General features: G+C 66.6%; 17 protein-coding genes. 8 read left to right on the top strand and 9 right to left on the bottom strand.

The genetic code is table 11. The annotated features are described in order from the left end of the window. Nucleotides 1-70: 70 nt before the first annotated feature. Nucleotides 71-523: an NUDIX hydrolase gene (locus tag ACTDXD_RS24265; protein ID WP_440124728.1), complete on the bottom strand. Its 453-nt coding sequence runs from the start codon at nt 521-523 to the stop codon at nt 71-73. A 69-nt stretch (nt 524-592) separates the two neighbouring features. Then, nucleotides 593-1,441 (bottom strand): SDR family oxidoreductase, encoded by an 849-nt coding sequence (locus tag ACTDXD_RS24260; protein ID WP_440124727.1) that lies wholly within the window; start codon nt 1,439-1,441, stop codon nt 593-595. Nucleotides 1,442-1,582: 141 nt separating this feature from the next. Between ACTDXD_RS24260 and ACTDXD_RS24255 the strand changes: the two genes are divergently transcribed. Further along, nucleotides 1,583-1,957: a winged helix-turn-helix transcriptional regulator gene (locus ACTDXD_RS24255; RefSeq protein ID WP_440124726.1), complete on the top strand. Its 375-nt coding sequence runs from the start codon at nt 1,583-1,585 to the stop codon at nt 1,955-1,957. 100 nt (nt 1,958-2,057) lie between these two features. Here ACTDXD_RS24255 and rph read toward each other — a convergent pair whose 3' ends face one another. From rph to ACTDXD_RS24240, 3 genes are all read right to left on the bottom strand, one after another. After that, nucleotides 2,058-4,673: a rifamycin-inactivating phosphotransferase gene (gene rph, locus ACTDXD_RS24250; protein WP_440124725.1), complete on the bottom strand. Its 2,616-nt coding sequence runs from the start codon at nt 4,671-4,673 to the stop codon at nt 2,058-2,060. Nucleotides 4,674-4,897: 224 nt separating this feature from the next. Next, a complete protein-coding gene (locus tag ACTDXD_RS24245; RefSeq protein ID WP_440124724.1) occupies nt 4,898-5,800 on the bottom strand; it encodes an alpha/beta hydrolase fold domain-containing protein in 903 nt (300 codons plus the stop codon). 154 nt (nt 5,801-5,954) lie between these two features. Next, entirely contained in the window at nt 5,955-6,410 is a 456-nt protein-coding gene (locus tag ACTDXD_RS24240) for a cupin domain-containing protein (protein ID WP_440124723.1), read from the bottom strand. Nucleotides 6,411-6,588: 178 nt separating this feature from the next. Here ACTDXD_RS24240 and ACTDXD_RS24235 point away from each other — a divergent pair, with 178 nt between their 5' ends. From ACTDXD_RS24235 to ACTDXD_RS24220, 4 genes are read left to right on the top strand one after another with little or no spacing between them, the layout of a single operon-like run. Continuing rightward, on the top strand, nt 6,589-8,049 hold the full coding sequence (locus tag ACTDXD_RS24235) for a TIGR02677 family protein (RefSeq protein WP_440127777.1): 1,461 nt from the start codon (nt 6,589-6,591) through the stop codon (nt 8,047-8,049). Then, nucleotides 8,046-9,458, top strand: a complete 1,413-nt coding sequence (locus tag ACTDXD_RS24230; protein WP_440124722.1) for a TIGR02678 family protein — start codon at nt 8,046-8,048, stop codon at nt 9,456-9,458. Before ACTDXD_RS24235 ends, ACTDXD_RS24230 begins: the two co-directional genes overlap by 4 nt. Then, on the top strand, nt 9,455-13,624 hold the full coding sequence (locus ACTDXD_RS24225; protein WP_440124721.1) for a TIGR02680 family protein: 4,170 nt from the start codon (nt 9,455-9,457) through the stop codon (nt 13,622-13,624). The genes ACTDXD_RS24230 and ACTDXD_RS24225 overlap by 4 nt, the downstream gene beginning before the upstream one ends. A 25-nt stretch (nt 13,625-13,649) precedes the next feature. Continuing rightward, entirely contained in the window at nt 13,650-14,846 is a 1,197-nt protein-coding gene (locus ACTDXD_RS24220; protein WP_440124720.1) for a DUF2399 domain-containing protein, read from the top strand. Between the two features lie 40 nt (nt 14,847-14,886). Here the strand turns inward: ACTDXD_RS24220 and lexA are convergent, their stop codons facing one another. Both lexA and dapA read right to left on the bottom strand, forming a co-directional pair. Further along, the gene (lexA, locus tag ACTDXD_RS24215) at nt 14,887-15,549 is read right to left on the bottom strand and encodes a transcriptional repressor LexA (RefSeq protein WP_440124719.1); all 663 of its coding nucleotides are present in this window, start codon (nt 15,547-15,549) and stop codon (nt 14,887-14,889) included. Between the two features lie 287 nt (nt 15,550-15,836). Then, nucleotides 15,837-16,742 carry a 4-hydroxy-tetrahydrodipicolinate synthase gene (dapA, locus tag ACTDXD_RS24210; RefSeq protein WP_440124718.1) on the bottom strand — a complete coding sequence of 302 codons (906 nt, stop codon included), beginning with the start codon at nt 16,740-16,742 and terminating at the stop codon, nt 15,837-15,839. 80 nt (nt 16,743-16,822) lie between these two features. Here dapA and ACTDXD_RS24205 point away from each other — a divergent pair, with 80 nt between their 5' ends. From ACTDXD_RS24205 to ACTDXD_RS24195, 3 genes are all read left to right on the top strand, one after another. Further along, on the top strand, nt 16,823-17,296 hold the full coding sequence (locus ACTDXD_RS24205) for a DUF6412 domain-containing protein (RefSeq protein WP_440124717.1): 474 nt from the start codon (nt 16,823-16,825) through the stop codon (nt 17,294-17,296). 60 nt (nt 17,297-17,356) lie between these two features. Then, nucleotides 17,357-18,010, top strand: a complete 654-nt coding sequence (locus ACTDXD_RS24200; protein WP_440124716.1) for an ABC transporter ATP-binding protein — start codon at nt 17,357-17,359, stop codon at nt 18,008-18,010. An 80-nt stretch (nt 18,011-18,090) separates the two neighbouring features. After that, nucleotides 18,091-19,377: a DUF6297 family protein gene (locus ACTDXD_RS24195; protein ID WP_440124715.1), complete on the top strand. Its 1,287-nt coding sequence runs from the start codon at nt 18,091-18,093 to the stop codon at nt 19,375-19,377. A gap of 344 nt (nt 19,378-19,721) precedes the next feature. Here ACTDXD_RS24195 and ACTDXD_RS24190 read toward each other — a convergent pair whose 3' ends face one another. Together ACTDXD_RS24190 and ACTDXD_RS24185 are read right to left on the bottom strand one after the other, a co-directional pair. Next, nucleotides 19,722-20,015 carry a hypothetical protein gene (locus ACTDXD_RS24190; protein WP_440124714.1) on the bottom strand — a complete coding sequence of 98 codons (294 nt, stop codon included), beginning with the start codon at nt 20,013-20,015 and terminating at the stop codon, nt 19,722-19,724. Then, the gene (locus ACTDXD_RS24185; RefSeq protein WP_440124712.1) at nt 20,012-20,575 is read right to left on the bottom strand and encodes a hypothetical protein; all 564 of its coding nucleotides are present in this window, start codon (nt 20,573-20,575) and stop codon (nt 20,012-20,014) included. The genes ACTDXD_RS24190 and ACTDXD_RS24185 overlap by 4 nt, the downstream gene beginning before the upstream one ends. Nucleotides 20,576-21,007: the final 432 nt, after the last annotated feature.

Raw genomic sequence — 21,007 nt, 5'->3', positions numbered from 1 at the left:
TCCTGCCATTGCGGCGGCGATTTCTGGCCGGCTCCGGTCGGTATGCGTGTGTCGGCGGGTGCGCTTGTGCCTATCGGCGGGTCAGGGTCGTCCAGTCGGGGTCGAGTTCTCCGAGGAGCAGATCCTGCTCGTCAGCAAGCGGTTCGGACAGTGGAAGCGGCACGAAACGGCAGGCGAACCGCAGTCCTGCGTCGGTGTCGTCGCCACCGACCGTGTGGATCCAGGTGTCCGGGGCATCATCGGGGGCCCGGAGATGTAGGACGTGGGTGTGCCGGGGTTGCCCGGTGACCGGGTGCGGGCGGCGATCGATACCGGCCGTCCCGATCACCGCACAGAGCGCGAGGCCGGTCTCTTCGGTGACTTCGCGGAGCGCGGCCGCGTGGGGGTCTTCCCCTGTGCGGATGCCTCCGGCGGGGATCTGTGTGCCCGCATCGGGGATACCGATGTGGTCGAACACGAGCAGTTCGGGTCCTGTGTGGTCGCGGATCACGTAGGCGGCGATGCGTTTTCGGAGTGTCTGCACCCGGTCAGTATTCAGGTCTCGACCCTGCCCGTGTTCCAGGGGACTACGCCCGTGTTCCGGAGGACTGCGTCAGGCGCCGAGTACGTCGGCCAGCTTGGTGGTGGGGCGGCCGATGAGTCGGCGCAGGTCATGACCATCGGTGTCGAGGGCGCCTGCGGCGATTCCGGCATCGGAGTCGGCGAGGACCTGTGCAAACGGTGCCGGCACTCCGGCACCCTCGAGCACTGTGGCGTACTCGGCCTGCGGCAGGTCCTTGTAGGTGACCTCGGTGCCGAGGACGCGGGAGAGCACGTCGGCGATGTCGCTGTAGGTGAGGTGTTCGTCGCCGCCGAGTTCGTAGGTGACGCCGTTGTGGCCGTCGGTGGTCAGGACAGCTGCGGCCGCCTCGGCGAAATCCTTGCGGGCGGCGCCGGCGAGGCGGCCGGTGCCTGCCGCACCGAACAGTGCGCCGGTGGCCTTGGCGGTATCGACGGCCGATTCGTAGTTCTCCCAGTACCACCCGTTACGCAGGAGCGTGTGGGCTAGCCCGGACTCGGCGAGCAGTTTCTCGGTGGCCTCGTGCTCGGCGGCGAGCGCCAGAGGAGAGGTGTCCGCTGCGAGGATCGAGGTGTAGGCGATGGATCCGACTCCAGCGGCTTGTGCGGCCTCGATGATATTGGTGTGCTGCGGCAGTCGCTGGCCGACCTCGCTACCGGAGATGAGGAACAGCTTGTCGACGCCGATGAGTGCCTCGCGTAGTGCAGCGGGGTCGGCGTAGTCGGCGGCGCGAACCTGGACACCGGCGGCAGCGAGATCGGCGGCCTTGGCGGTGTCACGGACGATCGCGACGATGTCACCAGCGGGGATGCCGCGTTCCTGCAGGGCTGCGATGGTCAGACGGCCGAGGTGTCCGGCTGCTCCGGTGACGGCGATGGTCATGTGTCTCCTCCGGTTGAGTTCGCACGCCGAGGCGCTCGAACCATTGATGCTTCAACTGTCCCCCATTTATACACTTACCTTTCGATAGCGCAATAATTTCGGTAGCTCTTCCTGATGGTTCGCGAGGTAAAGTGGATAGCCATGAGCACCGCCGACCTTCCCGAAGCCAATGTTTTCGCGCGAGACTGCGCGTCCAGGCCGGTGCTTCAGAACATCACCGGGCGCTGGGGCGCCTTGGTGCTCGCAGCACTCGCCGACGACACCCACCGCTTCTCCGAACTGCGCCGTCATGTCGACGGCATCAGCGAACGGATGCTCTCGCAGACCCTGCAGACCCTCGAACGTGACGGCCTCGTACACCGCGAGGTGCTCACGACCATCCCCCCGCACGTCGAGTATTCGCTCACCGGGCTGGGACACCGGATCGTCACGCCGCTGCTCGCCCTCCTGTCTCTCGTTGAGGTCAGCGTGCCGGAGATCATCGCGGCGCAGATCGAACATGATCGCAGCCGCTGAGCGTCCGCACCTCGTGCGACGGCAGTTCGCGACCCACACCGGAGACCTGCGCATGCACGACCGTGACTTTCCTTGTCGGATACCGGGATCTGCTCGCTTGTCATATCCGCTCGGAGAGGATCTCGACGTACCCGTCCGTTCCGTTGACACGAATCCGCTGCCCGTCGCGGATCGAGACGGTGGCATCCGGAACCGCGACAACAGCGGGCAGTCCGTACTCCCTCGCGATCACCGCACCGTGGGTCATCAGTCCACCTACCTCGGTGACCAGACCCGTGATAGCGACGAACAGCGGCGTCCAACTCGGATCGGTGTAGGCGGTCACCAGGATGTCGCCCGGTTCGAGGTCGGCCTGCCCGATGTCGGAGACCACGCGGGCGCGTCCTTCGACGACCCCGGTGGACACCGCCAGGCCGGGAAGCGCACCGGCGGGTAGATCCTCGCGGCGGTACTCACCGGTGACGATCTCACCGTCCGAGGTGAGCACGCGTGGCGGTGTGAGCATTCGGAAGGCACGGAACTCCTCTTCTCGTTCACAGAGGAGTTCGGCGGAGGCGTGTTGTGTACGCACAACCTCACGGAGTTCGTCGAAGCGCAGGTAGAAGATGTCGTCTGCTCGCCGAAGCACCCCGGCCTCGACGAGGCGTTCGGCCTCGCCCAGGAGCGCTTGTTTGTAGACAAAGTAGCGGCAGACCATTGCGTACTTCGGATATTCACGGTATCCGGCGTAGGTGCGGACGCGGTCGATCACGGCCTTGGTTTCGTCCGCTTTGCGGTGCCCGTCGGGAAGGGCACGGAGCCGTTCGAGTACCTCGTGTTCCTTCTGTCGCGCCGTGCGCAGTCCGTCGTCGAAGCGTCGCCGGGCGGCACCCGGTTCGAAGTTCGCGATGTTGCCGAGGATGGTCGGGACGAGTGCGGTGGGGTGCTCGCGCCACCGTGGCCTGGTGATGTCGATCTCGCCGACGCAGCGCATCCCGTACTTGTCGAGGTACGAGTCGAGGGCGTCGCGGGCTTCCCCTCCGCCGGGAACTGTGGCCAATGCGTCGAGGAACTGCGCGTCGCCGAGACCTGCGCCCTCGACACTATGGAGGAATGCGACGACCTCGGGGTGGGGCCGGATCGCGTCGGCAACGTCGAGCAGCTCGAGACCCATTTCGGAGGTGATGTTGTGGGGGACGGATTGTGTCAGGGCGTCGAGGGCATTCTCCTCTCCCAACCACTCGTCGAGATGCTCACGCAACCACATTGCGCCGTCCAAGGAAGCCATGATCGCTCGAGAGCTCTTCGGTGCGAAGAGGATTCGTCGCAGCTCCAGGATGTCTGCGTCGATGAAGTCGAGGAGTGCAAGCCCGGTTCGGGTTCGGATGTCACGGGCCAGCACCGAGGTGGAGGCTTCGCTGTCTGCGATCAGTTCGGTGACGAGCGCGTCGTCGGTCTCGATCGGGGCATGCGGGGCGCCGGCAGCCGAGCTCCGGTCGGTCGGTACATCCGGGCGGGTACGAACGAAACCGCGTTCGACGATGGCCTTCAGTGCGTCGCCGACGAGCGGTTCGGAGCTGCCGAGGGCCGCGATCAGGCCTGCACTCGCCGTGGGCGATGCGAGTCGGTCGGTGACGTCGACGAACAGCCGGCCCCCTGAATCGCGCATGGGTGCCGTACTCGTCATCTGCCAGACGGAGAGCCCCAGCGGTTTGATGGCGTCGGTCATCATCTGCTGGTGTCCGACCGACACATACACCCGGTTCGCGTCGTCGGGAGCCCCGGGAATCGGGAACAGTGTGGTGATGGGCCGGCTCTGGACGATCCGGAATTCATCGTCGACGAGGCACCATTCGATGTCCTGGGGTCGCCCGAAGTGGGTTTCGATGTCGCGGCCGAGCTGCGCGAGTCGTAATGCCTGCTCATCGGCCAGTACCGGCCGGATCTGCTCTTCCGATTCGAGGATGCGGGTTCTCGTGCCTCCGGCCGGATCTGCCTCGACGGCGAGTTCTTTTGTCGCCACAGATCTGTCGGTGACGTTGCCGTCACGCACCTTGTAGACGTCTGCCTCGACGAGACCGGAGACCAGGGCCTCACCGAATCCGTATCCGGCGTCGATGCAGACGACGGTGCGATCGCAGGTGAGCGGATCGGCGGTGAACAGGATCCCAGAGGCCTGCGCGAATGCCATGCGCTGGACGATGACCGCCATGTGGACCGCGCGGTGGTCGTACCCGTTCCGTAGCCGGTAGGTGACGGACCGTTCGGTGAACAGCGAGGCCCAGCACCGGCTGACGTGTCGAAGGATCTCCACCGATCCGGTGATGTTGAGGTAGGTGTCCTGCTGACCGGCGAAGGAGGCGTCAGGCAGGTCCTCGGCGGTTGCGCTCGAGCGGACGGCATACGCGCCGTGTGCACCGAGCGCAGCGTGTGCGTCGGTGATCGTCACGGCCACGTCGTCGGGGATCGGGCACTGTTCGATCGCGCGACGGATGTCCGCGCTCGTTGCGCTGATCCGCTCGCGGTCGTGGTGGTCCAGTCCCGCGATCCGGTCGATCAACGCGTCGAGCCGGGGTGCGGCGGTGACGATCCGCTGGAAGGCGTCCGTCGTCACGCAGAAGCCGTCCGGCACGTGTGTGCCCGGGATGCGCGACAGTTCACCGAGGTTCGCGCCTTTACCTCCCACCCGTGCGATATCTGTGCGGTCGATCTCGTCGAAGCCCAGCACGTAGTCCATTCGCTGCTCCTGACCTGTGGTGTCGGCATGTGAGAGGCGAGTATGGACCAGTTTTCGGGGCCTCATGAGCGGCATCGATCGTGTATAACGTGAAAGGGGGGCGGAGAAGTCTCGCACGCTTGCCGCAGCCGAAGTCGTCGGCTGCGAGTTGGTGTCCATTCCGATGGTTCGTGACGGATAGTTCGGTACACCAACCGTCCTTTCCGACGCCGAACGGGTCGCAGCTACGCGGGTCGGGGTGCGCGAAGTCGGTCGACGATGACGCTGCGGGCGGCTCGGCCTTCGGGTGTGGGGGTCAGCGGGTAGACATGCAGCAGCCCGTCGCCCGGGTGATAGTCGACCTCGATCCCTTCTGCCGTCGCCTTGTCCACGAGCAGCCGGGTGTCTGGATAGATGATGTCGCGGGTGCCGATGAACACGGTGAGGGGGCCGAGTCCGTGCAGGTCGGCGGCGAGTGGGCTCACCCATGGGTGATCGAGGGCGAGATCGCGGCGCCAGTGGTCGATGAATACGCGGGTGCCCTCGCGGGCGAGCCATGGATCGGTGGGTTGGACGATGTCGATCTCGGGGTTGGACAGGGACAGATCGAGTGCCGCCGAGATGAGAACCGTTCGCGGCAGTGTCAGGGCGTGCTCATCGCGGAGGGCGATCGCCGCCGAGAGCGCGATCTGCCCGCCCGCGGAATCACCGGCGATGCACGCGGTGCCGTACCGGTCGTGATTGGTCCGGACGAGGTCGGCGATCATGGGGACGACCTGCCCGGCGGTACCGAACGGCACCAGGGGGTAGATCGGCACGGTGACGGTGGTCTGCGCGACCGCGGCGATCTGCGCCGCGAGATGCCAATGCTGCGAGACGATTTCGTTGACCCATCCCCCGCCGTGGACGTAGACGGTACTTCCGTGCGGCGTTCCTGAGATGGGGGCGATCGTGTAGATGGGCCACTGTCCGCTGCGGTCGAGCGTCACGGTCACGTCGCGCCGCAATCGTGCCGGCGGGCCGTAGGGCCGCGGGCGGAGCGAGACTTCCGTCAGGTGTGCGCGTGCGGTCACCGGATCGAGGTAGTTACGGTTTCGGCGCATCGCTTTGATGACCGTGGGCAGGAGACGACTCGGTACGCTCGGCAATGCGTCCTCCAGTGTTCGGCGGTGGAACCCGGCCCGGCCGTCGGGTCGCGCTCGGTGTTGGAGCCCACTCTAGGTCCGGATCCGTGCGTGTCGGGGCAGGCAGGCACACCTCGGGCACCGTGTACTTCGACCTCTGCGGCAGTCCCGGTGGGATTCAGCCGGTGGCGCACGCGGGCGCTGGCACGTCCTCGAACAGCGGCGCTCCGATCGGCGTGAGGTACACGACGTCGAGGACCACCGGCACTGTGCCGATATTGCGGCCGACATGCATGTGGTCGGCTCCTGCAGGTTCGTCGATCACCTCTCCTGCGTTGTAGATCACCGGCTCGCAATCCGCTCCGGGATGTGTGAGTGTGCCGGACCGGACGATGCCGAGGACGGGTCCGTCGTGATAGTGCCACCCTGTGGTTCCGCCCGGATCGATGGTGATCTCTCGCGCTACGGCGTGCACCCCGTCGGGCACGAACGGCAGCAGGTTCGGGGGGATCTCGATGTCCACCCACGTCACGCCCGACAGTCCCTCACTCGGCGTGGCGTGCGCCCACCCGGGCACCGCGACGGATCCGGCGAGCACCATGGCCGCGAGCACACTACGCAGGGGCCGTCTCATGGTCACGGAGGTTACCGCTCGCGCGCCCCGGTCACAGGGCGAACGCGCATACCGGTCGCCGACACGGACCGTGGGTGATGCGAGACCGAGGGCGCCGTCCGCCTACCCTGTCACGGTGAACGAAACAGGTCGATCCCGCGTCGGAGCGGTCGAGGACGCGCTGGTGCGGGACGACCGGCTGCGGTTGTTCTCGTTCGCGACCGCAGAGAAGCGCACCCATTATCTGTGGGTTCTGCGGGCATTCGACCACGCGCGCGGCAACTACACGGTGCTTCTGCACGCCGGGGAGGTCGAGACCGTTCTGAGCCGCATCGTCGCGGACGGCACCGGCGACGTTCCCGGCGCCTCGGACATTCCGGCGCTGCTCGAGCAGCTCCACAACTGGGGTGTGCTCGAACGTAGCTACGACGGTACCCGGGCTGCCACGCTCGCCGAATACCGCAATCGTCATTACGTCTACCAGTTCGGGCAGGCCGGTTACCGGGCGTTCCGTGCGGTCGAGGATGTGCTCTCGGCGCGCGGGGAGGACGTGTCGTTGTCACGGTTGGCGCTGGCGGATCTGCTCGCCGACCTCACCGAACTCGCCGACGCGAACGCCGCAGGCGACGGTGAACTCGTCTATCGCAAGCTGAGCCGGCTCGATGCGACGCTGTCGGACATGGCCGAGCGCGCCGCCCGGTTCTATCTGGTGCTCGGCGATCTGGTGCGCACCACCGAGATCACCCCTGAGCTTTTCCTCGACCAGAAGGACGCGCTGCTCACCCACATGCGCGAGTTCAGTTCCGATCTTGCCCGCTACGCCCCGAAGCTCACCGCCGCCCTCGACCGGGTGCACGCCACCGGCGCCGAGACCCTGCCGACGCTCGCGGCACAGCACGACGAGCGGGTGTTGCTCGCGCTCGAGGAACGCGAGGCCGACTGGCGGATGCGGTGGCGTGGGGTCGAGCATTGGTTCGTCGGTGTGGGGTCCTCGCCGAGCGAAGCGGAGCGGCTGCGCGGCGCGACGAGCAATGCGATCTCGGCGGTGTTGTCGCTGCTGCGGCGCCTGACCGAGCAACGACGTGGCGGTGTCAGCCGCGAATCGCAGTTGCGGCACCTGGCGGGATGGTTCGCGAACGCGCCCACCGAGGTGGCCGCGCACGCTCTGTTCGGGACCGTGTTCGACCTGGGACGGCCTCGGCATTTCTCGGTACCGCATGCCGACGCGGACGTCGTTCCGGTCACCCGGTCGTGGTGGGAGGCGCCGCCGGTGGAGATCGCGCGCACCCTTGCCGAGACGGGACGTCGGCCCGCCGCGGGTGCGCCCGGCCGGATCCAGCGCAATGACGCCGGCGTGCGCAGGTTGCGGGAGAAGCAACTCGAGACGCAGCGGCGTCGCGCGCACGCCGCGAAGTCGCTGGCGGTCGGTGGGGTGCGGGAGCGCGAGCTCTCGGAGCCGGAAACCGAGGTGTTGTTGGGTTTGCTGGATGCGGCGTTGTCGGCGCGGGTGCCGGTCAGTGGCCGGGTGCGGCCGGATGAGCAGACGTCGGGGACTCAGAACGGGGTGAAGCTCACGTTGCGGCCGAGTAAGGAGTCGATGGTGGTGCGCACCGCGCGGGGCAGTCTGTATCTGGATCATCTGTCGGTGGAGGTGCAGTGAAGGCGCGATCGATTGCGTCGGTCGATCTCGATTCGTATCAGCGTGCGGCGCGGCTGATCCTGACGCACCGTCTGGTGACGACGACGTTCCCGGACCGGTCGGCGTTGTCGTCGCTGCGCCGGTGGGCGACGGAGTTGCGTGAGGATCTGCTTGCGACGTTCGGGTATCGGCTCGAGGTCACCGAGACCACGGCGCGGTTGTTCACGGTCGCCGATCGGCTCGATCCGGGTGCGGGGACGAGTACGGCGACGGATCGGGCGTTCGATCGTCGACGGTATGCGTATCTGGCGTTGGCGATCGCGGCGTTGGGGCGTGGTGGTGGTCAGATCACGTTGTCGGAGTTGGCCGATCACGTGGCGTCGGATGCGGGCCGGGTGGACGGGGTCGATCTCGATACCGGGCGCGCCGCAGACCGGGATGCGTTCGTCGATGCGGTGGCGTGGTTGACGGTGCGGGGTGCGTTGACGCTCGCCGATGGTGATGCGGGTGGCTGGGCGAGCGATCCGGGCCGCGGGGAAGCGCTCTACGACATCGATCGTGCCGTGGTCGCCGCGCTGTTCCGGCCGCCGCGGGCGTTGCAGCATCTGACGTCGGTGCGGGCGCTGCTCGGATCGTCCGTGCCGCACGGCGACACCGGTGAGGTGCGGCGGCGGGTGCGTCGTGCGCTGGTGCAGAAGCCGGTGGTCTATGCCGAGGAGTTGTCCGACGACGAAGCGTTGCAGTTGGCGTTGCCGCGCACCACCGATGAGGTGGAGTTGTTGACGGGTCTGGTGTGTGAGCGGAGGGCCGAAGGGGTGGCGTTGGTCGATACATCAGGCCGGTTGTCGGATGTGCGGTTTCCGAACACGGGGACGGTCGCGCAGGTCGCGTTGCTTCTTGCCGGGGAGATCTGCGATCGGGTGTTGGATCCGGATGCTGCGTCGCCGGAGCGGATGCCGCTGCCTGCGGATGCTCACGATGCTCTGGTGGCGGCGATCGACGGCGCGATTCCGCGGTCGGGGTTGTTCACACCGTTGGTGTCCGCGATGCCGGGCGAGTTCGTCGATCGCTGCGGGGGTGAGTCCGAGCGTGTGGTTGCGGCGCATCCGCTGCTCGAGGATTCGTGGATCACGGGCACGATCGGGCGGCTCGTCCACACGTACGGGCGGACTTTCGCTGCGCAGTGGCAGGCGGATCCGGCGGGGCTCGCGCGGGCGGCGACGGAGCGGCTCGAGCAGATGCGGCTGGTGGTGCGGGCGCCCGGCGGGATCTTGGCGTTGCCGGCGCTGGCGCGGTTCCGCGGCGTGACGGTCAGTGTGCGCAAGCGTGATCCGGAGATCGATCTGTTTCCCGATGCGTCGCCGCCCGATGATCTGTCCAGCAACTCGGCTTCCACTGTTTCCGATTCGATCGACCTGGAGATCTCATGAGCAGCGCCCGTTTCCGCCCCACGCGTGCCGGGATCATCAATCTGTGGGATTACCGCGATCAGGAGTTCTCGTTCGCGGACGGTCGCCTGGTGTTGCGCGGCCCGAACGGCTCCGGCAAGACGAAAGCCCTCGAGGTGCTGTTTCCGTTCGTGTTGGACGGGCGCATCGAGCCGCGGCGGCTCAACCCGTTCGCCGGTGAGGAACGCACCATGCGCTCGAATCTGCTGTATCAGGGGCAGGAGAGCGCGCATTCGTATGTGTGGATGGAGTTCAGCCGCGGGCAGCGTGACGATCCGGAGGCGGTCACGGTCGGGATCGGGATGCGCGCGACGAAGGGCAACGACAAGGTCACGCGCTGGCATTTCGTCGTGGACGGGCGGGTCGGTGTCGATTTCTCGCTGCTGGATGACGAGGATCGGCCGCTGACGAAGAAGCAGCTGATCGAGCAGGTCGGTGCCGATGCGATCACCGAGCGGCCGATCGAGTATCGGGCGGCGATCGATGCCCGGATGTTCGGACTCGGGTCGCAGCGCTACGACCAGCTGATCAATCTGATCTTGACGTTGCGGCGTCCGCAGCTGGCGAAGAATCTGGATCCGAAGGGCCTGTCGCAGGCGCTGACCGATGGGTTGCGGCCGCTCGACGACGAACTCGTCGTCGAGGCTGCCCGGTCGTTCTCCGACATGGAGGAGGTGGCCCGCACGCTGGAGTCGCTCGCCGCCGCTGATGATGCGGCGCAGCGTTTCGTCACCGTCTATTCGAAGTATGTGCGGCAGCAGGCGCGGGTCGCGGTGGAGCAGGTGTCGGGGCGGCTCGAGGCCGTGGACGCGGCGGTGTTCGCGTTGCGGCAGGCCGCCACCACCCAGCAGGAGGCCACGGCCGCGCGCACCGAGTCGGGGGAACTGCTCACGGGGGCCGAGCGGGAGCTCGAGCAGGCCCGGACGACGCTCGATGCGTTGCAGCGGTCGAGCGCGTACGAGGGCAAGCAGCAACTCGACGATCTCGCGTCGGTGGTGGCCAATCTCGAGCGCACCACGTCCGCGCAGACGGAGAATGCTGCGCGGGCGCAGACTTCGATGGCCGACCGGCTCGATGAGCTCACTCGTGCCGAGGAAACGTTGACGGCCGCGACCGCGGCACGGCGCCGCACCGAGGAGGCGATGCAGGCCGCGGCCGGGGATGCGTCGATCACGTGGTCGGGTGTGGAGCACATCGACAGGACGGATCGGCTGGTCGCGTCGATCGAGGCGAACGCCGAGGAACGCGATGGTGATGTGCGGGCGGTGCGCAGCGCGTTGTCGAGGGTCGAGGGTGCGGCCGCGGCGCGCACGCGGGCCGATGCGACGGCGACGCGAAGCCGCGGTCAGCGCGACACCGCGTTGGCTGCGGTCGAGGCCGCAGAGACCGTCGTGGAACTGGCCCGCAGCGACGCGGCGAGCGAGTTGCGTCGTTGGTGGACCGAGCACACAGCCGATTTCGGGGCCGTGGGGTTGTCGACTCCGGTGTTCGAGGCGCTCGATGCGGCGTTCGGTGTGGTCGGTGAGGACGATGCGATCGGCCCGGCCGCGGTGCTGGCCGAGCACATCGGCCCCGTCGTCGAGGAGATCCGGTTCCGGCAGCGCGCGATGGCGGCGGAGATCGACGCCATCGCGGGCCGGGTCGGTGAGCTCGAGCAGGAGCGCGGGGCGGTGGCAGCGGAGCGGGACGACGCTCCCCCACCGTTCCCCGCTCGGTGCGGGTCGCGGGACGGCTGGGACGGCGCCCCGCTGTGGCAGCTCGTGCGGTTCCGGAATGAGGTGTCCGCGGACGATGCGGCCGGTGTCGAGGCAGCGTTGCAGGCGGCGAATCTGCTCGACGGGTGGCTTGTCGGGGGAACCGGCGAGGTGCCGGATCTCGAGTCGGATCAGGTGCTGGTGGCGTTGCCACCCGAGCAGCGACCGGCCGGTCGAACCCTGGCGGATGTTCTGGTGCCCGAATCGGATACATCGGTACCCGAGGCGTGGGTCGCGGAGGTGCTGGCATCGATCGCGTTGACGACCGAGCCGGATCCTGGTCTCGGGGTCGCGGTGGATGCGCGCGGCGGCTATCGGCAGGGTGTGCAGCTCGGCCGGCACGTGAAAGACCATGCGGAGTTCATCGGGGCGACAGCGCGGGCGCGGCGACGGCAGCGACGCATCGCCGAGCTCGACACGAGCATCGCCGAGGCCCGCGCCGAGGCGCAGTCCCTGCGTGAGGACGAGCAGGCGTTCGGGGGGCGGCTCGCCGCCCTCGACCGTGCGGTGAAGGCGCTCCCCCGCCCGGGTGCGGTGTTCGCGGCGCTGCGGAAGGTCACCGAGTGTGCGGGTGCGTTGCGTACCGCGCAGGAATCGGCGGCGGCGGCGGACCGTGATCTCGATCAGGCGATCGCTGATGCGTCGGTCAAGGAACAGCAGTTGCGTGCGGCGTCGGCGCGGCATCGCACCCCGATGACCGCCGTCGAACTGGACAGTCTCGATGCCGCGATCCGGCATTTCCGGACGCAAGGTCAGGCGCTGCTGCGTGCGTTGCGGGAGCAGGCGAATGCCGCCGAACGTGTGCGGGAGGCTCGGTCGCGGCACGACGAGGCCCGGGTCGCGGCGGACGACGCCGCCGAACGTTCTGTCGAGGCCGCGGAATCGCTGACACATCAGCAGCAGCGGCTGGAGACTCTGCGGGAGTCGATCGGGGCGAGCGCCGAGCGCATCGATGCGGAACTCGCGGATGCCCGTGGGCGCATCGAGTCGGCGAAGGCAGCCGAACGTGCGGCCCGGAACGCCTTCCAGTCGGCACTCGAGCAGATCGGCAAGGCCGAGGCGGCACATACGGCTGCGGAGCAGACGTTGCGGTCGGCGCTGGTGGAGGGTCAAATCGATGCCCGCAGGTTGGCGCCGTTCGCGCATCGCGACCTGTTGGCGTTGCTCGAGGTGCACAGCGAGCGGGTGTGGCCGGTGAGTGAGGCGGCGTGGCTCGATGCCGATCAGCTGGTCTACCGGATCCGGCATGCTTCGGGATTCGACGGTGCTGTCGTCGAGACGCTGCCCGTCGAGGTGACGGCGTTGTTCCGGTCGTTGGAGGCGGCGACGGTGTCGGTGTCGACCGGGGAATCGGCGCGCAAGTCGACCGGATCGGCGTTGACGTCGGCGTTGCAGGATTTCGATGCCGAGCTCGCGCGGGGCCGCGACTATCGGCTGACCTGGGATGCGCCCGACGGGGTGACGGTGGTGCAGGTGCAGGACGAACAGGGCTACAGCTCGGTCGGTCGGTTCGCGGCGCGCATTGCGCAGGCCAGGCAGGAGCAGGAGGCATTGCTCACCGATTCGGAGCGTCGCATCCTCGAGGACGCGCTGTTGACCGGGTTGTCGCAGCAGATTCACGAACGTACCGTCGACGCCCGAGATCTGATCGGTCGGATGGGCAGTGAGATGCGGCAGCGGCACATGTCGTCGGGCACCACGATCGGGGTGCATTGGGTGCTTGCCGACCATCTCGATGAACGGGCGCGGGCGGTGTGCAAGTTGCTGGACCGGGATGCGTCGGTGTTGTCGCCGGAGGACCTGGCGGGGATCCGGGCGCATTTCGCGTCGCGGATCCGCGCCGAACGCGCGGCGCATCCGGAACGGTCGTACCCGGAGATCCTCGCGTCGACGCTGGATTATCGGCGGTGGCGGGTGTTCTCGTTCAGCCTCATCGGTGCCGATGGGAGCGAGGACCGGTTGACGCCGGCGCGGCATTCGGCGTTGTCCGGTGGTGAGCAGTCGGTGTCGCTGCATCTGCCGTTGTTCGCGGCGGCGCACGTGATGCTCGATTCGGCCGATCCGCACGCCCCCAGGTTGTTGGCGTTGGACGAGGCGTTCGCCGGTGTCGATGACACCGGTCGCAGCGAATTGCTGGGCCTGTGTGTGCAGTTCGATCTGGATTTGTTCATGACCGGTTTCGATCTGTGGATCACCTACGCGGGGGTGCCGGGATGCGCGCACTACGATCTGTCGCATTCGGTGGCCGAGCACACGGTCGCGGCGACGCTGCTGGTGTGGTCCGGTGGTGAGTTGCTCGCCGAGCACGACGGGTCGGATCTGGCGACGGCATTGGGATCGCCGGGGACGCGGCGGGTGATGCAGCCGGTGGAGGGGTCGTTGGAATTCGCCTGATCGGCGCGGGATTCGAGGAGGATCTGTGGGCTGGTCCGGTAGCAACGAACTGCGTGCGGTGCTCGACAGAGCTCGCCGGCATGTTCTGAGCAATGGACTTCAGGTGACCGGGAAGATCACCGTTCCGGTCACCGAGGAGACCCCTGATCTGTACCGACTGGCGCTCGCGATGCGCAGGGTCAAGGTAGACAGCACCTCGACGACGGTGCCCATCTACGTGCAATCCCTCGACACGTGGTTGCAAAGTCCTCTCAACGGCGGTCGCTCACTGCTCGAAGTGCTGGACGCGGAGTCACCGCTCGTCGACCGCCCCGCCGAAAGGTCCGCCGAGAAGGATGCCGTCGGCCGGGCATGGGAGCAGATCCACACGATTCTGGCTGCACCCGAGCGTCGGCAGTGGCTCGAGCTCATCACCGCCGCACGGGTTACGACGACCGACCTGACATCGGGGAGAATGCGCGACGTCGCCCGCGTCCTCGCCGAATTGCCCGCCCAGGGCGCCTCACCGGTCGAGCTCGCCGAGCACGCGCTCGGCGACACCAAGGCTCTGACCGACACGTCTCTACGCCGGTGGGTGCTGCGTCTTCTCGCGGCAGCACGTGGCATCGATCCGCCCTCGACCGGTGCAGAGCGCGCCGCATTGTGGGAGCAGTTCGGTGTGATCGACAGTGGGCTGGCCAGCCGCGTACTGACCCTCGGAGTACGGCTCGAAGGTCACCCCGCTGCGGTGACGATCTCCGAGGCCGCGGCGGATGCCGGGATTCATCAAGTATGGACACTGGCGCAGCTGCGCACCTGGAATGCAAGGTTGACTGCGGACGAGGTGTACGTGTGTGAGAATCCCACCGTCATCCAGGCCGCCGAACGTGAACTGGGAGCACAGTGCAGACCGTTGGTGTGCACTGAGGGGCAGCCGTCCGAAGCAGTCCGCAAGTTGATGAGCACAGCTCGCGGAACCGTGCACTGGCGCGGCGATTTCGACTGGACCGGACTGCGCACCACCGGTCGCGCCTGTGCCGAGCTCGACGCAACGCCGTGGCTGATGGATGCGGCCACCTATCGGGAGGCGCTCGGCCGTGGTGACTCCGAGGCGTTGAAGTCCGCCGATACGCGTGCCGAGTCCCCGTGGGATCCCGAGCTCGCGCAGGCACTGAAGACGTCCGGGCGGGCCGTCATGGAGGAGCGTTTGATTCCGGAGTTGGTGGAGTGTCTCCGGCGATAGCCGCCGAAGACGAACTGCCTGGTGGACTTTCTGCCTGTCGTCAGATGCGGCGCATCACCGACACGACCTTGCCCAGGACGACCGCGTCGTCGCCGTCGATCTGGGCGTAGGCGGGATTGCGTGGTTCGAGGATGACGTGACCGTTGCGGCGCCGGAACACCTTCACTGTGGCTTCGCCCTCGATCATCGCGGCGACGATTTCGCCGGAGTGCACTTCGTCCTGGCGACGCACTACGACGACGTCGCCATCGCAGATGGCGGCGTCGGTCATCGACTCACCGCGCACCCGCAGCGCGAACACGGTGCCGGAGCCCACCAGCTCGCGAGGAAGCGTCAGCGTCTCATCGTGGTACTGCTCGGCGAGGATCGGTGCACCGGCCGCGATGTCGCCCACCACCGGTACCGCCACATTGTTGTCGTTCGACCGTCCGCGGTCGGTGCCTGCGAGGAAAGGGCGCACATCCAATTGCCGGGTCACGGAGGCACCGCGAAGGAGAAAACCCTTGTCCTCGAGACTCTTGAGGTGCTTGGACACCGACGACGTCGACCGTAAACCCACCGCGTCCCCGATCTGGCGGGTGCTGGGGGCGCATCCGTGGGCCGCCACCCAATCCCGGATCGTTGCCAGAATCTGCTGCTGCCGGAGGGGTAGTGCTGAGGCGTCGAGGCCGCCGAACATGTCGAGGTCGTCGTAATCGGTCACCGAAGAATCGTAGGTGGCGGCAGCCACGCACGCCCAAGGGCGGTGTTGTGGGTCGACGGTGAGCGAGTCTCGACGCCGCCAAGCGCGACGTGAATGCGAGCGGCTGATCGTGCTCGTCCGCGATCACGGCCGGTGGCGCATTGCCAGTGGAGCTGCCCACATCGGCGCACCCCGACGCGGCCTGGCGTTGATCGATAGGCTCACCGCCGACAACGCTGTACACCCCACCGCCACCTGGGACAACGATATCGATGCTGCGGCATCGTGCGCCCCCGGTCATAGTCAGATCACCGCAGCAACCCTGAAGCCGACAGCCCCGTTCGAAGTGCGTCGTACTCGTCGTCGTCGAGAGCCAGAAGTGGGGACCTCACGGCCCTGTTCTGCAGAACGCCGAGCAACTGGAGCGCGCCCTTGACCGTCGTCGCGCCGTAATTGGGAACGCCCATCACCGCCTGCAACGCCGGCTGCAGACGGGCATTGATCTGCCGCGCCCCCTCGACATCGCCCGAGAAGAACGCTGTGATCATCGCGCGGATCTCATCGCCCGCCACATGGCCGAGAACAGAAACAACCCCGCACGCCCCGTACGCGAGAAATCCCAGCGTGAGACTGTCGTCCCCCGAGTAGACCGCGTAGCCCAACTCGCGCAACATAATTGCCTGTGTGGGGTCTCCGGCTGCATCCTTCACTGCGACCACGGACGGCCACTGTGCCATCGTCTCGAATGTCGAGGGCGCCAGTTTGGTGCCCGCCCGACCCGGGATGTCATAGATCATGACGGGCGCATCGACCGTCTCCACGACAGTGTGAAAGTGATGCAGTACGCCACCTTGACTCGGCTTGTTGTAGTACGGCGTGACCAGCAACAGCCCGTCGGCGCCGTGCTCGACGGCCTGGCGCGCCAATTCCAGCGTGTGCCGGGTGTCGTTGGTGCCCACCCCGGCAACGACCTTGACGCGGTCGCCCACCGCCTCCTTGACCACGCGCAATATCCGACCGTCCTCGGCGGTGGTGGTCGTGGCCGCCTCACCGGTGGTCCCCGAGACGACGATCCCGTCGTGTCCGTGGTCGACCAGATGCCGTGCGATCCGAGCAGTCGCCTCCTCGTCGATGTCGCCGTCCGCGGTGAAGGCGGTGGCCATCGCAGTCAGTACGCGTCCGAACGGCGCTTCAGGTGCAGACGAGAGTGTCATTGCCTCAGTATGCACGCCGGACCGGTGGCGGTGAGGGTCCCTCCCGGGACTACATACTGTTGCTCCGGTTGTGCTAAACCATGGCACACGATGGTGGAGGCTCACGCGGTACGGAAGCCATCGAGGTGACGGCGATCACCGGCGTCGACGCGGTGTATCCGCCTGCGCTCGGTTACCTCACCACACCGGGCCCGCGCAACGTGTATAGGCTGGCGGGTATGTTCTTCGGTCCCCGGAGCAGTGTTGCACTGATCTTGTTCGTGCTCTCGTGGGCCGTTGCCGTTTTCTTCTCCGTCGATCCCAGTTCGGCGGGCACCACACCGGGTCTACTGGCAGGGATCGTGGTCACCCTCGTCGCGGTGGCGGCTGTGCTGAGGACCGCCCACGCAGACGATGTGCTGTTCGGGTTCGGCCGAACTACGCGCGGCCCCACCGAGGAAGAACACCGCCGCCGCGGTGAGCTTCGCCGGCACTCTCATCCGGATACTTCCGGCCGTCCGCGTCCTCGATCTCCCGGCCTCCGGGCGGGGGCCGTATCGACTGTGCTCGCCTGAACGATCGGTCTCCGCGTCCTCGATTCTGCGTCCCTGCACGAGGAATACCAGGAGATCCCCATGTCCACCCCTTCGCTGCGCGCTCACCCTGCCATCTCGGTGCGCAAGGCCGGTCGCCGTTTCGGTGACCTGTGCGTCTTTTCCGACGTGAACTTCGATGTTGCTGCCGGTCGGTGTTGCGCGATCGTCGGTGCAAACGGCGCCGGCAAATCCACCCTGCTGCGCTGCGTGATCGGCGCCGATCAGCTCGATCACGGCAACATCACCGTCCAAGGAATCCCGGTCGACGAGGCCTCGGCGTCCTTCCGTGCCGCTGTGGCCGCAGTGGTCGGTGAACCCGCCACATTCGCGCACCTGACCGCCCACGAGCATCTGCAACTTGTCGGTGTCGCCCACGGCGTCACCGACCCGTACGATTCGGCGACTCGCGTCCTCGACGAAGTGGGTCTCATGGAGATCGCCGATCAACTTCCCGTGACGATGTCGAGTGGCCAGCGTCATCGCCTGGCATTGGGATCGGCGCTGGTGCGGCCTCACAGGGTACTGGTGCTCGACGAACCTGAACAGCACCTCGACGCCGGTGGCCGTGCATGGCTCGCCGACGCAATCCGTGCAGAGAAGCATGAAGGTACTGCGGTGCTGTTGGTCTCCCACGACCACGCCCTGGTCACTGCAGTTGCCGACGAGACCGTCGACGGTGACTCATGGCGCTGAGCGAGACCTCCCGACCGATTCCCGCTGTGTCGACGCTGCGCACTCTCCGACGCAGTTTCGAACGTGCCCATACTCCGCCGATGCACAAGGAGGGAACCTTCGCGCTGACCGCGCTCGGGGTGTACGTATGCCTCGGGGTGCTCTGGTGGCTCACGACACGACCGTCCACAGTGCTGACCACCTCATTTCTGATGGACACGAACGAGCGATGGAATCCGACGTGGGGATGGGCACTGGCCGGGGTGCTCACCGCAGTCGTGGTCACAGGAGCGTCAGCGCTGGGGCCGGTGAGCGTTCGCAGCGAGACCGCATCGTGGTTGTTGCCCACCCCCGTCGATCGCCGTGCAATGCTGTGGCCGCGGATCGGTGCAGCTCTCGGCCTCGGCTCTGTCGTCGGCCTGGCAGTGGGTCGGTTGGCCGCATTCGTCGCTGGACTCGAGCACTGGCTGCCTTTCACCATGCTCGGAGCAGGTCTCGGCACCGGTAGTGTTGCGCTCGCAGTGCTCGTCCAGTGTGGGGTTCTTCCCGCCTGGACCCTCCGTGTTGTTACCGCCGTCTGTGTGTCGGGCGCAGGCGTAGCAGCGATCGTCGCGGCCGCGGGTGGCACAGTTGTGCTGATCACCTCGTGGATTCCCGTCCTCGTCGTCTCGATAGTGGCAGTAGCGCTGTCGGCGATGTCCGTCTGGTGGTGCGGCCGGATCACGTTGGCCCGCATGTCGATCGGTTCCGAGACCACGGTTGCGACGTCGGTATCGCTGACGATGCTGGACCTGTCGATGGTGACCGGAGCCCTGGAGCAACGGGCATGGCGTCGTGTGGCCCGTCGCGCCTCCCGCCGCGTGCCCACCTCCCGTACCCGCGCGTTGATCCGTATCGATGCGATGCGTCACGCGCGCCGTCCGCACTCACTGGTCATCGCTACCGGTGCGGTCTGTGCGGGGTGGACACTGTCGACTGTCCTGTCGCCGATCGCTGCAGCGTGGATGTACCTGGTACTCGTGTTCGGTGTGTGCATGATCTTCAGTGTCGGGCTGCGGGCGTTGTGCGCCGACACTGCGCTGGCGGTGACGCTAGGGGCCGATGATCGTCTGCTGAGGTTGCCGTTGACGGTGCTCCCCACCGCGGCGGCAGTGATCACCATGGTGTTGATCTCGCCGCTGGTGGCGACGAACCCGACAATGATGGCACTCACCACGGTAGGAGCGGTGACCGCGATGTATCGGACACGGACACGAGCTGCCCTGACGTACGACGGCCTCATCCTCGAAACGGGCTACGGCCAAGTCCCTGTCGAGTTGATCCGACAGAAGATTCGGGGAACCGACGCGCTCGTTCTGACCGCGGCGCTTCTTGCTGTCTGTGTCTGATCGGCGGCCGAGAACAATGCGGTATCCGATCCCAGTAAGTTCGACGAGTTTACCGCGATGCAAGCACGAACGACCGGCTTCCGGATCAAACACGCAGCAGCTCAGGCGAAGACGCTGAGGTACGCCGCATCGTGCGGTTCCAGGCAAGGCACTCGAAGAGCTGTGATCCCGCTGATGCTGCTGTCACCCGTCCTGCGGGTTGATTTTCAGGGAGTGTGTCGCACCTTGCGGTCTGCTACGGGACGTTACAGGTAGCTGGCCGGATCGCGTACCGCTGACCTCTATGTAAGTCGGAACCTCATCGGGCAGCGCATGCGTCCGGCCGTGACCATGGGCCCCTCTCACTACTCTTCGCTACATGCACGCCGCGCCAGACCCCACCCCACGCGGTGCACGAGCGCACCGACCAGCGCTCCCAGTACGCCACCACCGAGAACCAACACCGCCATGTACCCGGTCGGCGACGGCGAATCGAGGCGGACAGACGCGAAATCAAGCGGTTGATAGCCGGCGGTGTAGAAATCGAACGGCCGGGACGCGAACCACCACAACACGGCAGCGGCGGCGATCCCACACGCCACACCGAATCCGATGAACACCAGCACAGTCATCATCGCTTGCCTCGGCTGCGGGTTCACGACTCGTCCCTCATCCAACCGCCGGATCCGTCCGTCGCAGGCGGGATGTTCTCGGGGATGCCGTAGCCGGGCATGTCCCACAGTTGCGCGGGTCCGATGACGCTGCCGTCGTCGGGCCACAGCCGCAGACGCCACCCATCCCCCGGCGTGGTCGAACCGGGCCAGCCGTAGTTGACGAACCCGCGGCCGGACACCTCGACCATGTACTGTCCCGGCGGCACCGCGACCGTCACCGGTTCAGACGTCGGGGACGACACGCTCAGCATCCCAGGCGCGTCGACTTCGAGACGCCCTTCGCTGACCTGCTGCCAGTTCGAACGGTCGGCTGCGGGACGGCGGTCGAAGACCTGTACCTCCACGCTCATCTCGACGTTGTTCTGGTGCGGGCACAACACCACAACCATGGTGCCGTCGCCGGCGCTGGGTTGCGCCGCTTGGGCCCGCTCGAGCAGCTCCATCTCGTTGTCGATGTCTCCGAGTCCGCCGTCGAGACAGAACTGGCCGTAGTCCATCGCCAGCACTACCGTCGACTCGGAGACGGGGCTCGTCTGTGCGTTCATGGCGGTGATCTTGACACGCTGACCTGACACTCGTGCGAGTCCGCGCCGAAAGATCCTCGCGCAGCATCGAAGCAGTGATCTTGATGTAGTGCATCCGGAACCGTGAGGCAGATTGACAGGATACTTTGACAGAAAATAGGTGACGTTAGCGGCTTCCTTGCGAATCAGTACAGGTACGAGCGATGGCGGCCTGAACGATCGTTGCCAATCTATGCAGTCAGGTTTGTCAGTCTTTCGCTGCATCTCGACAACAGAACTGTAGGTTCCCGTTGGACGTGTCACCCGTGCAACGCACGGGCCTGCAAGTTCCTGGTTCGTATCAGTCAGCGATCTTCACCACCTTGTCAGAATCCTCGGATTCATCGTGGCGGCGAACGATTCCTTCCGTCAATCGACAGCCACTTTGCCGAAGCGGTACCAACCACCCCCAAT

The sequence above is a fragment of the Rhodococcus sp. SJ-3 genome, from assembly GCF_051918125.1.
Lineage (GTDB): Bacteria > Actinomycetota > Actinomycetes > Mycobacteriales > Mycobacteriaceae > Rhodococcus.
The sequence above is the reverse complement of the archived record's forward strand: the minus strand, read 5'-3'. Positions and strand labels throughout refer to the sequence as shown.